We start from the raw sequence: 13,533 nt of genomic DNA, 5'->3' as shown, positions 1-13,533 counted from the left end.
ATCCTCCCGCGATCAGAACGAGAACGGGATGTAGCAGGCGGCCGCCAGGACGATCGCGCCCCAGCCCAGCAGGGCGGGCCTGCGGTACCAGGCGTCGTCGCCCGCGGCGGGCGGCTCCTGCATGCCGGGCGAGCGGGTGCCGTAGACCAGGCCCTGGAGCTCGGCGGCCGGCTTCGGCGCGGTGAACAGCGAGACGGCGACCATGACGACGGCGCCGGCGACGAAGCCGACGATCGCGGAGACGAAGTTGGCGCCCTGGTCGGAGGGGATGTCGACGATGCCCTGCTTGTAGATCCAGAAGTAGTTCACCATCGCCGCGACCGTGCCCGCGAGCAGGCCCCAGAAGCCGGACTTGGCCGAGGCGCGCTTCCAGAACATGCCGACGATGAAGACGACGAACATCGGGACGTTGAAGAAGGAGAACAGCGTCTGCAGGTAGCTCATGATGTTCGAGAACGACGACGCGAGGAACGCCGTGCCGACGGACGCGGCGACACCGATCACGGTGATCAGGCGGCCGAACCGCACGTAGTAGGCGTCATCGCGGCCCCGGACCACGTAGCGGGCCCAGATGTCGTTGGTGAACACCGTGTTGAAGGACGACACGTTCGCCGCCATGCCCGCCATGAAGGCGGCGAGCAGACCGGTGACCGCGATGCCGAGCACACCGTTGGGCAGCAACTGCTCCATCAGGTACGGGATGGCGTCGTTGTACTGGTAGCCGGAGTCGGGGGTGCCGAAGCCGGGGATCAGGGCGGCGGCGGTCAGGCCCGGGATCATCACCAGGAACACGATGAAGATCTTCGGGTACGCGGCGATCAGGGGCGTGCGCTGGGCCGCGGAGAGGTTCTTCGCGGACAGGGCGCGCTGCACCTCGGCGAAGTTGGTCGTCCAGTAGCCGAAGGAGAGGACGAAGCCGAGGCCGAGGACGATGGTCAGCCAGTTGGCGCCGAGCGGGTTGTCGCTGCCGATACCGGTGCCGCCCCAGGCGGTGGTGAAGTTCTCGCCGTGGGTCGCCGTCAGCTTGTCGGTCAGGCCGCCCCAGCCGCCGACCTTCTTCAGGCCCAGCACGACCAGCGGGATGAGGGCCGCCAGGATGACGAAGAACTGCAGGACCTCGTTGTAGATGGCGGAGGACAGGCCGCCGAGGGTGATGTACCCGAGGACGAAGGCGCCCGCGACCACGATCGCCACCCACTGCGGCCAGCCCAGCAGCGCCTCGACGACGATCGCCAGCGCGTAGAGGTTGACGCCGGCGATCAGGATGGCGGCGAAGGCGAACAGGGCCGAACTGAGCAGGTGCGCCCACTTGTCGAAGCGCAGCAGGAGCATCTCGGGGACCGAACGGACCTTGCTGCCGTAGTAGAAGGGCATCATCACCAGGCCGAGGAAGACCATGGCCGGGATGGCGCCGATCCAGTACCAGTGCACCGTGTAGGCGCCGTACTGGGCGCTGTTGGCCGCCATGCCGAGGATCTCGGTGGCGGCGAGGTTCGCCGAGATGAAGGCCAGGCCGGTGATCCAGGCGGGCAGCGACCGCCCGGACAGGAAGAAGTCCAGGCTGGTCTTCACCGATCTGCGGGCGGCGAAGCCGATGCCCAGGACCACGACGAAGTAGATGGCGAGAATCGTGTAGTCGAGTGCGTTCGTGGGGAGTCGGAGCTCGGCCGCCAGGTCGAGCACAGGGGTGTCCGTGGGGGTTTGCATGGAATCTCGCTTCGTTGCGTGAACAGATCCAGAGCGGAACCTACGCCTTTGCGTTCAGCAATTGAACACTTCAGGTGCTCGTTTTTGTTTGATCGTGACGTTGACTCCTGGTGGTGGGTTGTGATGTGTTATGTTTGATTATGTTGAGTGAGGAGTCCGACGTGAAGAAGACTTCGACCCGGCTGGCCGACGGTCGCGAACTGATCTACTTCGACCTGCGCGACGACCGGGTGCGTGACGCCGTCGACCGCCGGCCGCTGGAGCCGACGCGGACGACCTCCGAGGTCCGGCGCGACCCGCTGCTCGGCGACTCCGTCGCCGTCGCCTCCCACCGGCAGGGCCGCACCTACCACCCCCCGGCCGACGAGTGCCCCCTGTGCCCGTCCCGGGACGGGCGGCTGAGCGAGATCCCCGACTCGACGTACGACGTCGTGGTCTTCGAGAACCGTTTCCCCTCCCTCGCCGGCGACTCCGGCCGCTGCGAGGTGGTCTGCTTCACCGAGGACCACGACGCGTCCTTCGCCGCCCTCACCGAGGAGCAGGCGCGACTCGTCCTGGACGCGTGGACCGACCGGACGTCCGAGCTGTCGCATCTGCCCTCCGTGGAACAGGTGTTCTGCTTCGAGAACCGTGGCGCCGAGATCGGGGTGACGCTGGGTCACCCCCACGGGCAGATCTACGCCTACCCCTTCACCACGCCCCGCACCGCGCTGATGCTGCGCCAGGTGGCCGCGCACAAGGAGGCGACCGGCGGGGAGAACCTGTTCGACGCCGTCGTGGAGCGTGAACGCGCCGACGAGCGGGTCGTCCTGGAGGGTGAACACTGGGTGGCCTTCGTGCCGTACGCCGCGCACTGGCCGTACGAGGTGCACCTCTACCCCAAGCGGCGGGTGCCCGACCTGCTCGCGCTGGACGAGGCGGCGCGCACCGAGTTCCCCCAGGTCTACCTGGAACTCTTGAGGCGCTTCGACCGGATCTTCGGGGAGGGTGAGCCGCCGACGCCGTACATCGCCGCCTGGCACCAGGCGCCGTTCGGCCGGCTGGAGGAGTTCGACGGCGTCAACCGCGACGACTTCGCGCTGCACCTCGAGCTTTTCACCATCCGCCGCACTTCCGGCAAGCTGAAGTTCCTCGCGGGTTCCGAGTCCGGCATGAACGTGTTCATCAACGACATCCGGCCGGAGGCCGCGGCCGAGCGACTGCGAGAGGTAGCGAGTTCATGAGCGGTAAGTACCTGGTCACGGGTGGCGCGGGGTACGTCGGCAGCGTGGTCGCCCAGCACCTGCTGGAGGCCGGCCACGAGGTGACGGTCCTCGACAACCTCTCCACGGGCTTCCGCGAGGGCGTCCCCGCCGGCGCCTCCTTCGTCGAGGGCGACATCCGGGACGCCGCCAAGTGGCTCGACGCCTCCTTCGACGCCGTGCTGCACTTCGCCGCCTCCTCCCAGGTCGGCGAGTCCGTCGTCAAGCCGGAGAAGTACTGGGAGAACAACGTCGGCGGCACCATGGCACTGCTCACCGCCATGCGCGAGGCCGGCGTGCGCACCCTGGTGTTCTCCTCCACCGCCGCCACCTACGGCGAGCCCGACGAGGTCCCGATCGTCGAGAGCGCCCGCACCCGGCCGACCAACCCCTACGGCGCCTCCAAGCTCGCCGTCGACCACATGATCACCGGCGAGGCGGCGGCCCACGGCCTGGCCGCGGTCTCCCTGCGCTACTTCAACGTGGCCGGCGCGTACGGCGCGTACGGCGAGCGCCACCAGCCCGAGTCGCACCTGATCCCCCTGGTCCTCCAGGTCGCCCAGGGCCGGCGGGACGCCATCTCCGTCTACGGCGACGACTACCCGACCCCCGACGGCACCTGCGTGCGCGACTACATCCACGTCGCCGACCTGGCCGAGGCCCACCTGCTCGCGCTGCGGGCCGCCCGGTCCGGCGAGCACCTCATCTGCAACCTCGGCAACGGCAACGGCTTCTCGGTCCGTGAGGTCGTCGAGACGGTGCGCCGGGTCACCGGCCACCCGATCCCCGAGGTCGTGGCCCCCCGCCGCGGCGGCGACCCGGCCGTCCTGGTCGCCTCGGCGGCCACCGCCCGCGAGAAGCTGGGCTGGAACCCGTCCCGCGCGGACCTCGCGGGCATCGTCGCGGACGCGTGGGAGTTCGCACAGCGGATCACGGAGGAGCAGTAGTGGCGGCACAGCAGGTACGCGCCCGGTTCACCGAGCTCTACGGCACCGGGCCCCAGGGCGTGTGGTCGGCGCCCGGCCGCGTCAACCTCATCGGTGAACACACCGACTACAACGACGGCTTCGTGATGCCCTTCGCGCTGCCGCACACCGCCGTCGCCGCGGTCGCGCGCCGCGACGACGGCGTGCTGCGCCTGCACTCCGAGGACGTCGAGGGCGGCGTCGTCGAGCTGGCCCTCGACGGCCTGGCGCCCGGGACCGACCGCGACTGGACGGCGTACCCCGCGGGCGTGGTGTGGGCGCTGCGCGAGGCCGGCCACGCGGTGACCGGCGCCGACGTCCACCTCGCCTCGACCGTCCCGGCGGGCGCGGGCCTGTCCTCGTCGGCGGCCCTGGAGGTCGTGGTCGCCCTGGCGCTCAACGACCTGTACGACCTGGGCCTGCAGCGCTGGCAGCTGGCCCGGCTGTGCCAGCGCGCCGAGAACGTCTACGTCGGCGCGCCCACCGGGATCATGGACCAGACGGCGTCCGCGTGCTGCGAGGAGGGCCACGCGCTCTTCCTCGACACCCGCGACCTGTCCCAGCGGCAGATCCCCTTCGACCTGGCCGCCGAGGGCATGCGGCTGCTGGTCGTCGACACCCGCGTCAAGCACGCGCACAACGAGGGCGAGTACGGCAAGCGCCGCTCCGGCTGCGAGCAGGGCGCCGCGCTGCTCGGCGTCGACGCGCTGCGGGACGTCCCCTTCGACGACCTGGACGCGGCCCTGGCCCGGCTGCGCACCGAGGCCCGGGACGCACCGGACGCCGAGGAGGTCGTGCGGCTGGTGCGGCACGTGGTCACCGAGGACCACCGGGTCGAACGCGTCGTCTCCCTGCTGGAGTCGGGCGACACCCGGGCCATCGGCCCGGTCCTGACCGAGGGGCACGCCTCGCTGCGGGACGACTTCCGCGTCTCCTGCCCCGAGCTGGACCTGGTCGTGGACACGGCGCTGGCGGCCGGCGCGCTCGGCGCCCGGATGACCGGCGGCGGCTTCGGCGGCTCGGCGATCGTCCTCGCCGAGGCCTCCGACGTGGAGACCGTCGGCAAGGCGGTCGAAGAGGCGTTCGCGGGGGCCGGGTTCACCGCCCCGCGCGTCTTCGAGGCGGTCCCCGCGGCGGGTGCCCGCCGCCTGGCCTGACCCGCCTCGGGAGTGGGGCCGTAACCGGCCTAGCCGAGTCGCTTGGTCAGCGTGTACTCGGTGCAGCCCGGCGGGTAGTCCTCGATCGTGCACACCACCTCGTAGCCCAGGCGCCGGTAGAACCCCGGCGCCTGGAAGTCCCACGTCTCCAGGCGTACGCGGGTGCAACCGCGCTCCTCGCGGGCGACCCGCTCCGCCTCCGTGAGCAGGCGTGCGCCCAGGCCCGCGCCGCGGTGCCGCTCGTCGACCCACAGGTGGGTGACGTGCAGCCAGGCCGTCCAGGTGTGCCCGACCAGGCCGCCGGCCAGCTCGCCCGCCTGGTCCAGGGCCCAGACGTGCAGCGGCGCCTCGCGCTCCGCCGGGGTGCCGCGCAGGGCGCGCAGGACCGGCGAGGCCGCCGTGTTGGTGTCCAGCAGGCGCGAACGGAGCACCGCGCGACGGTCCTTGTCGACTTCTGTCTCAAGACGGAACATGCGGCACACCATAAACGCGCCGGGGGAACAGTTCTGCAAATCCCCTTCCGCTCCCGGCCCGCAGCCCTACCCTGTGAACAGCGCCGGTGGGGGCCGGTGCTGATCAGGGGGCGAGACAGCCGGGTACGACGCCCGGGGCGGGGGTAGCGGTTACTGCACGGCGGCGGCCGTGCGGCGCGTGCCCCGCCCGGGCGTCGTGTCCGCGCCGGCCGTCACTCTCCGGACCTGGGGTATCCCCTGCTCCTCGTGGAGCTCGGGGAAGGGGGTTTCGTGGTGCGCATCCGAGTCCTGGTCGTCGACGACCACCGCATCTTCGCCGAGTCGCTCGCCGCCGCCCTGGCCGCCGAGCCCGACGTCGACGTCTCCGCGGCCGGCAGCGGCCCGGCGGCGCTGCGCTGCCTGGACCGCGCGGCCGCCGAGGGGCGCCGCTACGACGTGCTGCTGGTCGACGCCGACCTCGGCGGCGCCGTGCCCGGGCCGCGGCCCGCGGTGCCCGTGCAGGAGGTGGGCGAGGACGGGCTGGTCGACGGGATCTCCCTGGTCGCCGGGGTGCGCGCGGCGCAGCCCCACGTCCGGGTGGTGGTCCTCGCCGAGAAGGACGACCCGCGCCGCGCGGCCCTCGCGCTGCAGGCCGGTGCGTCCGGCTGGGTCGCCAAGGACTGCTCATTGTCCCGGCTGCTCAACGTCATCCGGGGGGTGCTGCGCGACGAGACGCACCTGCCGCCCGCGCTGCTCACCGGGGTACTGCGCGAGCTGACCGCGGCCCGCAAGCACCGCACCGAGAGCGAGCGGCTGGTGGAGTCGCTGACCCCGCGCGAGCGGGAGGTGCTGCGCTGCATGGTCGCCGGGCTCGGCCGCAAGGCCGTCGCCGAGCGGCTGTTCCTCTCCCCGCACACCGTGCGCACCCACATGCAGAACGTCCTCGGCAAGCTGGGCGTCCACTCCACCCTGGCCGCGGTGGCCCTGGCCCGCCGGGCGGGCGTCGGCCCGGTCGACCTCGGCACTCCGGCCCGCATGGTCCAGGAGGAGAGCAGCAGCGCCTGAGACTCCGGTCGGTTCCGAGGGGGCGCGGGTAACTGCGCGACCGGCCACGACGGCGCCGCAGCCCGAGGGCGGGCCCAGCCCGAAGACACTCCCTAGCCCGGGATGTTGTCGAACGGCGCCGTCAACTGCCGGAGCAGCCCCGCCAGTTCGATCCGCTGCGCGTGCGACAGCTCGCCGAGGATCGCGCGTTCCTGCGCGAGCAGCCCCGCCAGCGCCTGGTCGGCGCGGTCGCGGCCCTCGTCCGTGAGCCGCACCAGCACCCCGCGCCGGTCGCTGGGGTCCGGCAGCCGTTCCACGAGGCCCTTCTTGGCCAGCCGGTCGATGCGGTTGGTCATCGTGCCCGACGTCACGAGCGTCTGGGTCAGCAGCTGGCCGGGGGAGAGCTGGTAGGGCGCCCCGGCCCGCCGCAGGGCGGTCAGGACGTCGAACTCCCAGGGCTCCAGCTGGTGCTCGGAGAACGCCAGCCGACGGGCGCGGTCCAGGTGCCGGGCGAGCCTGCTGACCCGGCTGAGCACCTCGAGCGGTTCCACGTCGAGGTCCGGGCGCTCCCGGCGCCACGCTGCGACCAGCCGATCGACCTCGTCCTCCATGACGATCAGTGTAGTGGTTGTGTCGACATGAAGTCTCTTGATGTGAAGTCTCTTGACATCAAGAGAAATTGCCGGGGACAGTGGAGGCATGACCGAGCCCACCTGGGACCCCGCCCAGTACCTGCGTCACGCCGGCCACCGCGCCCGCCCCTTCACCGACCTGCTGGCCCGCGTCCCGGGCCTGCCCGGCGACCCGCCGCGCATCGCGGACCTCGGCTGCGGCCCCGGCAACGTCACCGCCCTGCTCGCCGACCGCTGGCCCACCGCGCACATCACCGGCTACGACAACTCGCCCGCCATGCTCGAGCAGGCGCAGGCGCACGCCGGTCCCACGCCCGGCGGCGGCCGCCTGGACTTCGCGCCCGCCGACGCCACCGCCTGGACACCGGCCGAGCCCTACGACCTGATCGTGTCCAACGCGGCGCTCCAGTGGGTGCCGGGGCACCTCGACGCCTTCCCCGCCTGGCTGGCCGGACTCGCCCCCGGCGGCACCTTCGCCTTCCAGGTCCCGCACAACCTCGACGCGCCCCTGCACGCCCAGATGCGCGAGCTCGCGGCCACGCCCCGCTGGCAGGACCGCCTCGGACACGTCCTGCGCGCCGGCGACTCCGTGCACGCCCCCGGCGTCTACCTGGACCGGCTGGCCCGCCTCGGCTGCGCCACCGACGTCTGGGAGACCACGTACCACCACGTCCTGACCGGCGAGGACCCGGTCCTGGACTGGGTCAAGGGCACCGGCCTGCGCCCCGCCCTGACCGCCCTGGCCGACGACCCGGGGGCCCGGGAGGCCTTCGTCGCCGAGTACCGCGACCTGCTGCGCACGGCCTACCCGAGCAGCCCGTACGGCACCGTCCTGCCCTTCCGCCGCCTGTTCGCGGTGGCCCGCAAGGAGGCGTGATGCTGCGCTGCGTCGACCACGTCCAGCTCGCCGCGCCACCGGACAGCGAGGACCTGCTGCGGGCCTTCTACGTCGGCGTCCTCGGCATGACGGAGGACGCCAAGCCGCCCGCGCTCGCCGCCCGCGGCGGCTGCTGGTTCCGCTCCGGCGAGGTCCGGCTCCACCTGGGCGTCGAGGCGGACTTCCGCCCCGCGCGCAAGGCGCACCCGGGGCTGCGCGTCACGGACATCGCGGCGTACGCCGGCCGGCTCGCGCGCCACGGCGTCACCGTCACGTGGGACGGGGACCTGCCGGGTCACCGCAGGTTCTACGCCGAGGACCCCGTCGGCAACCGGCTGGAGTTCCTCGAGCCGGAGGTTTGAGGCGGGCGGGAGCGGTCACTCGTAGCGATGAGACGCCCCCCGAACCTGACTGGGAGTGATCAACCGTGGCAGGCGAGCAGAAGGCCAAGGGCAAGACCGAAGAGCTCAAGGGCAAGGCCAAGGAAGCAGTGGGCCGTGCCGTGGGCAACGAGCGGATGACCGCCGAGGGCGAGGCCGACCAGATGAAGGGCGACGCCCGCCAGGCCAAGGAGAAGGCGAAGGACGTCTTCAAGCACTGAGACGGACGCACCGGGTCGGACCGACCCGCACGCACGCGCCGGGGCCCCCTGGGAACAGGGGGCCCCGGCGCGTTCAGGTGTGCCGGGCGTGGGGCGCCGTCAGCTCTTGCGGTGGCCTATCAGCCGCGGCTTGGGCTCCAGGCCGTCCAGGCCGTGCCAGGCCAGGTTGACCAGGTGCGCCGCGACCTCCGCCTTCTTCGGGCGGCGCACGTCCAGCCACCACTGGCCGGTCAGGGCGACCATGCCGACCAGGGCCTGGGCGTACAGCGGCGCCAGCTTCGGGTCGAAGCCGCGGCTCTTGAACTCGCGGCCCAGGATGTCCTCCACCTGCGTGGCGATGTCCGAGATCAGCGAGGCGAAGGACCCCGTCGACTGGGGGATCGGCGAGTCACGGACCAGGATGCGGAACCCGTCCGTGTACTCCTCGATGTAGTCCAGCAGCGCGAACGCCGCCTGCTCGCACAGCTCGCGCGGGTGCCCCGCGGTCAGCGAGCTGGTCACCATGTCGAGCAGACGGCGCATCTCCCGGTCCACGACGACCGCGTACAGGCCCTCCTTGCCGCCGAAGTGCTCGTACACCACCGGCTTGGACACCCCGGCCTTCGCCGCGATCTCCTCCACGCTGGTGCCCTCGAAGCCCTTCGCGGCGAAGAGGGTGCGACCGATCTCCAGGAGCTGCTGGCGGCGTTCCGCACCGGTCATCCGGGTGCGGCGCGCACGCCGCGGCTTGTCGTTGCTGGGGGTACTGCTGGGATCGGTCGCCACGGCGTCCATCATGCCGCGTCGGCCGTGACCTTCCGGCGCCGGGAGCCGCCCTCCTCGTCGGTGCGGCGCGAATCGATACGCGAGCGTGACGGCCAGCGCACGTCATAGGCCCAGCCGAGCATCTCGAACCAGCGGATGAACCGGGCCGAGGAGTCGATCTGGCCGCGCATCACACCGTGCCGCGCCGAGGTCGGGTCCGCGTGGTGCAGGTTGTGCCAGGACTCGCCGCACGACAGGACCGCCAGCCACCACACGTTGCCCGAGCGGTCGCGCGACTTGAACGGGCGCTTGCCGACGGCGTGGCAGATCGAGTTGATCGACCAGGTCACGTGGTGCAGCAGCGCCACCCGGACGAGCGATCCCCAGAAGAACGCGGTGACCGCGCCCCACCAGGACATCGTGACCAGGCCGCCGATCAGCGGCGGCAGCAGCAGCGACACGGCCGTCCACAGCACGAACTGGCGGGAGATCGCCCGCATCGCCGGGTCCTTGATCAGGTCCGGCGCGTACTTGTCCTGCGGCGTCTGCTCCTCGTCGAACATCCAGGCGATGTGCGCCCACCACAGGCCCTTCAGCAGGGCCGGCAGGGTCTCGCCGAAGCGCCACGGGGAGTGCGGGTCGCCCTCCGCGTCGGAGAACTTGTGGTGCCTGCGGTGGTCCGCCACCCAGCGGACCAGGGGCCCCTCGACCGCCATCGACCCCATGATCGCCAGTGCGATCCGCAGGGGCCGCTTGGCCTTGAAGGAGCCGTGGGTGAAGTAGCGGTGGAAACCGATCGTGATGCCGTGGCAGCCGAGGAAGTAGAAGAACACCAGCAGACCGAGGTCCAGCCAGCTCACTCCCCATCCCCAGGCCAGCGGCACCGCGGCCACCAGCGCGAGGAACGGAACGGTGATGAAGAGCAGCAGCGCGATCTGCTCGATCGAGCGCTTCTGCTCCCCGCCCAGCGTGGCGGGGGTCGGATCGGTGGAGGCGGTCGTCTTCGCCGTGTCTGCGATCACGTCGGAGCTTGAGGTCATGCGGGTCCTCTGGGGGTCTTGGAATCAGGCAGTGCCGTGGACGGAAGCCGTACCAGCGGTTCCTACGGTTCCGTAACCTACGGCATCGTAAGTATGGCAGGGCGATGCGCGGCGGCAAGAGCCCGACAGCCTGCGCCTGCGCATGGACACCTATCCTTGTGTCGGTCGGACAGCGCGGTCCGCTCTGATTTCTTCCCGGAGCTTGCTCCCCGCAAGCGGCGCCGCCGCACGGGGCGGAGTCCGGGTTCCCCTCCCAGACGAGCTTCAACACTGCAAGGAGCCGCACCTGTGAGCAGTGCCGAGGACCAGACCGTGTCCCAGGAGACCACCAGCACCGAGCTGCGCGCCGACATCCGCCGACTGGGCGACCTGCTGGGCGAGACCCTCGTCCGCCAGGAGGGCCCGGAGCTGCTCGACCTGGTGGAGAAGGTCCGCCGCCTCACCCGCGAGGACGGCGAGGCCGCCGCCGAGCTGCTGCGCGGCATCGAGCTGGAGACCGCGGCCAAGCTGGTGCGCGCCTTCTCCACCTACTTCCACCTGGCCAACGTCACCGAGCAGGTGCACCGCGGCCGCGAGCTGCGCGCCCGCCGCGCCGCCGAGGGCGGCCTGCTCGCCCGCACGGCCGACCGCCTCAAGGACGCCGACCCCGAGCACGTCCGCGAGACGGTCCGCAACCTCAACGTGCGCCCCGTGTTCACGGCCCACCCCACCGAGGCGGCCCGCCGCTCGGTCCTCAACAAGCTCCGGCGCATCGCCGCGCTCCTGGAGACGCCGGTCATCGACGCCGACCGCCGCCGCCAGGACGTCCGGCTCGCCGAGAACATCGACCTCGTCTGGCAGACCGACGAACTGCGCGTGGTCCGCCCCGAGCCCGCCGACGAGGCCCGCAACGCCATCTACTACCTCGACGAGCTGCACGCCGGCGCCGTCGGCGACGTCCTGGAGGACCTGACCGCCGAACTGGAGCGCGTCGGCGTCCACCTCCCCGAGGAGACCCGCCCGCTCACCTTCGGCACCTGGATCGGCGGCGACCGCGACGGCAACCCCAACGTCACCCCCGAGGTGACCTGGGACGTCCTCATCCTCCAGCACGAACACGGCATCAACGACGCCCTGGAGATGATCGACGAGCTGCGGGGCTTCCTGTCGAACTCCATCCGCTACTCCGGCGCCACCGAGGAACTCCTCACCTCGCTGCAGGCCGACCTCGAACGGCTGCCCGAGATCAGCCCCCGCTACAAGCGCCTCAACGCCGAGGAGCCCTACCGGCTCAAGGCCACCTGCATCCGCCAGAAGCTGGAGAACACCAAGCAGCGCCTGGCCAGGGGCACCGCGCACGAGCCCGGCCGCGACTACCTCGGCACCCGCGAGCTCCTCGACGACCTGGTCCTCATCCAGACCTCGCTGCGCGCCCACCGCGGCGGCCTGTTCGCCGACGGCCGCATGAGCCGCACCATCCGCACCCTCGCCGCCTTCGGCCTCCAGCTGGCCACCATGGACGTCCGCGAACACGCCGACGCCCACCACCACGCCCTCGGCCAGCTCTTCGACCGGCTCGGCGAGGAGTCCTGGCGCTACGCCGACATGCCCCGCGACTACCGCGCCCGGCTGCTCGCCAAGGAACTGCGCTCCCGCCGGCCCCTCGCGCCCACCCCGGCGCCGGTCGACGCGGCCGGCGAGAAGACCCTCGGCGTCTTCCGGACCGTCAAGCGCGCCCTGGAGGTCTTCGGACCCGAGGTCGTCGAGTCGTACATCATCTCCATGTGCCAGGGCGCGGACGACGTCTTCGCCGCCGCCGTCCTCGCCCGCGAGGCCGGCCTGATCGACCTGCACGCCGGCTGGGCGAAGATCGGCATCGTGCCGCTCCTGGAGACCACCGACGAACTCAAGGCCGCCGACACGATCCTGGAGGACATGCTCTCCGACCCGTCCTACCGGCGGCTGGTCGCCCTGCGCGGCGACGTCCAGGAGGTCATGCTCGGCTACTCCGACTCCTCCAAGTTCGGCGGCATCACCACCAGCCAGTGGGAGATCCACCGCGCCCAGCGCCGCCTGCGCGACGTCGCCCACCGCTACGGCGTGCGCCTGCGCCTCTTCCACGGCCGCGGCGGCACCGTCGGCCGCGGCGGCGGCCCCTCGCACGACGCGATCCTCGCCCAGCCCTGGGGCACCCTGGAGGGCGAGATCAAGGTCACCGAGCAGGGCGAGGTCATCTCCGACAAGTACCTCATCCCGTCGCTGGCCCGCGAGAACCTCGAACTGACCGTCGCGGCCACCCTGCAGGCCTCCGCCCTGCACACCGCGCCCCGCCAGTCCACCGAGGCCCTCGCCCGCTGGGACGCCGCGATGGACGTCGCCTCCGACGCCGCCCACGCCGCCTACCGCCGCCTCGTCGAGGACCCCGACCTGCCGACGTACTTCCTCGCGTCGACGCCGGTGGACCAGCTCGCCGACCTGCACCTGGGCTCCCGGCCCGCCCGCCGCCCCGGCTCCGGCGTCTCCCTCGACGGACTGCGCGCCATCCCGTGGGTGTTCGGCTGGACCCAGTCCCGTCAGATCGTCCCCGGCTGGTTCGGCGTCGGCTCCGGCCTCAAGGCGCTGCGCGAGGCCGGGCTGGACAGCGTGCTGGACGAGATGCACGAACAGTGGCACTTCTTCCGCAACTTCATCTCCAACGTCGAGATGACGCTCGCCAAGACCGACCTGCGCATCGCCCAGCACTACGTCGACACGCTCGTCCCCGACGAGCTCCGGCACGTGTTCGACACCATCCGCGCCGAGCACGACCTCACCGTCACCGAGGTCCTCAAGGTCACCGGCGAACGGGAACTCCTCGACGCCCAGCCCGTCCTGAAGCAGACCTTCGCCATCCGCGACGCCTACCTGGACCCGATCTCCTACCTCCAGGTGACCCTGCTCAAGCGCCAGCGCGACGCCGCGGCCACCGGCGAGCAGCCCGACCCGCTGCTCTCCCGCGCCCTGCTGCTGACCGTCAACGGCGTCGCCGCCGGCCTGCGCAACACCGGCTGACCCGCCCCGCACACCGGCACACGAGGGCGCCCCCGGGACCTGG

Annotated in this window: 13 protein-coding genes; 8 read left to right on the top strand and 5 right to left on the bottom strand. The window is 71.7% G+C overall.

Going from position 1 to position 13,533, the window contains the following annotated elements; genetic code table 11:
• Nucleotides 1–12 precede the first annotated feature (12 nt).
• Nucleotides 13–1,707 carry a sodium:solute symporter family protein gene (locus tag AQJ30_RS16145; protein ID WP_067234000.1) on the bottom strand — a complete coding sequence of 565 codons (1,695 nt, stop codon included), beginning with the start codon at nt 1,705–1,707 and terminating at the stop codon, nt 13–15.
• Nucleotides 1,708–1,868: 161 nt separating this feature from the next.
• On the opposite strand from AQJ30_RS16145, the gene galT reads away from it, so the two are divergent.
• From galT to galK, 3 genes are read left to right on the top strand one after another with little or no spacing between them, the layout of a single operon-like run.
• Entirely contained in the window at nt 1,869–2,930 is a 1,062-nt protein-coding gene (gene galT, locus AQJ30_RS16140) for a galactose-1-phosphate uridylyltransferase (protein ID WP_067233998.1), read from the top strand.
• Nucleotides 2,927–3,895 (top strand): UDP-glucose 4-epimerase GalE, encoded by a 969-nt coding sequence (gene galE, locus AQJ30_RS16135; protein WP_067233996.1) that lies wholly within the window; start codon nt 2,927–2,929, stop codon nt 3,893–3,895. The genes galT and galE overlap by 4 nt, the downstream gene beginning before the upstream one ends.
• Nucleotides 3,895–5,070, top strand: coding sequence for a galactokinase (gene galK, locus AQJ30_RS16130; RefSeq protein WP_067233991.1), 1,176 nt, complete (start codon nt 3,895–3,897; stop codon nt 5,068–5,070). The genes galE and galK overlap by 1 nt, the downstream gene beginning before the upstream one ends.
• Before the next feature lie 29 nt (nt 5,071–5,099).
• Here the strand turns inward: galK and AQJ30_RS16125 are convergent, their stop codons facing one another.
• Nucleotides 5,100–5,555: a GNAT family N-acetyltransferase gene (locus AQJ30_RS16125; RefSeq protein ID WP_174867800.1), complete on the bottom strand. Its 456-nt coding sequence runs from the start codon at nt 5,553–5,555 to the stop codon at nt 5,100–5,102.
• Nucleotides 5,556–5,813: 258 nt separating this feature from the next.
• On the opposite strand from AQJ30_RS16125, the gene AQJ30_RS16120 reads away from it, so the two are divergent.
• Nucleotides 5,814–6,587 carry a LuxR C-terminal-related transcriptional regulator gene (locus tag AQJ30_RS16120; protein ID WP_067233987.1) on the top strand — a complete coding sequence of 258 codons (774 nt, stop codon included), beginning with the start codon at nt 5,814–5,816 and terminating at the stop codon, nt 6,585–6,587.
• A gap of 92 nt (nt 6,588–6,679) precedes the next feature.
• Here AQJ30_RS16120 and tamR read toward each other — a convergent pair whose 3' ends face one another.
• A complete protein-coding gene (tamR, locus tag AQJ30_RS16115; RefSeq protein WP_067233986.1) occupies nt 6,680–7,177 on the bottom strand; it encodes a MarR family transcriptional regulator TamR in 498 nt (165 codons plus the stop codon).
• Between the two features lie 88 nt (nt 7,178–7,265).
• On the opposite strand from tamR, the gene AQJ30_RS16110 reads away from it, so the two are divergent.
• The 3 genes from AQJ30_RS16110 to AQJ30_RS36945 all read left to right on the top strand — a co-directional run bounded on the left by AQJ30_RS16110 (nt 7,266) and on the right by AQJ30_RS36945 (nt 8,676).
• Nucleotides 7,266–8,075, top strand: coding sequence for a trans-aconitate 2-methyltransferase (locus AQJ30_RS16110; protein WP_067233984.1), 810 nt, complete (start codon nt 7,266–7,268; stop codon nt 8,073–8,075).
• Complete coding sequence (locus AQJ30_RS16105; RefSeq protein ID WP_067233983.1) at nt 8,075–8,437, top strand: VOC family protein; 363 nt, start codon at nt 8,075–8,077, stop codon at nt 8,435–8,437. Before AQJ30_RS16110 ends, AQJ30_RS16105 begins: the two co-directional genes overlap by 1 nt.
• A gap of 65 nt (nt 8,438–8,502) precedes the next feature.
• On the top strand, nt 8,503–8,676 hold the full coding sequence (locus AQJ30_RS36945) for a CsbD family protein (RefSeq protein ID WP_079084076.1): 174 nt from the start codon (nt 8,503–8,505) through the stop codon (nt 8,674–8,676).
• A gap of 99 nt (nt 8,677–8,775) precedes the next feature.
• Here the strand turns inward: AQJ30_RS36945 and AQJ30_RS16100 are convergent, their stop codons facing one another.
• Nucleotides 8,776–9,453, bottom strand: coding sequence for a TetR/AcrR family transcriptional regulator (locus AQJ30_RS16100; protein ID WP_067233982.1), 678 nt, complete (start codon nt 9,451–9,453; stop codon nt 8,776–8,778).
• Nucleotides 9,450–10,460: an acyl-CoA desaturase gene (locus AQJ30_RS16095; RefSeq protein ID WP_067233981.1), complete on the bottom strand. Its 1,011-nt coding sequence runs from the start codon at nt 10,458–10,460 to the stop codon at nt 9,450–9,452. The genes AQJ30_RS16100 and AQJ30_RS16095 overlap by 4 nt, the downstream gene beginning before the upstream one ends.
• A 288-nt stretch (nt 10,461–10,748) precedes the next feature.
• Here AQJ30_RS16095 and ppc point away from each other — a divergent pair, with 288 nt between their 5' ends.
• Nucleotides 10,749–13,490 (top strand): phosphoenolpyruvate carboxylase, encoded by a 2,742-nt coding sequence (gene ppc, locus AQJ30_RS16090; protein ID WP_067233979.1) that lies wholly within the window; start codon nt 10,749–10,751, stop codon nt 13,488–13,490.
• Nucleotides 13,491–13,533: the final 43 nt, after the last annotated feature.

Origin of the sequence: Streptomyces longwoodensis, assembly GCF_001514125.1 — a bacterium.
GTDB lineage: Bacteria > Actinomycetota > Actinomycetes > Streptomycetales > Streptomycetaceae > Streptomyces > Streptomyces longwoodensis.
The sequence above is the reverse complement of the archived record's forward strand: the minus strand, read 5'-3'. Positions and strand labels throughout refer to the sequence as shown.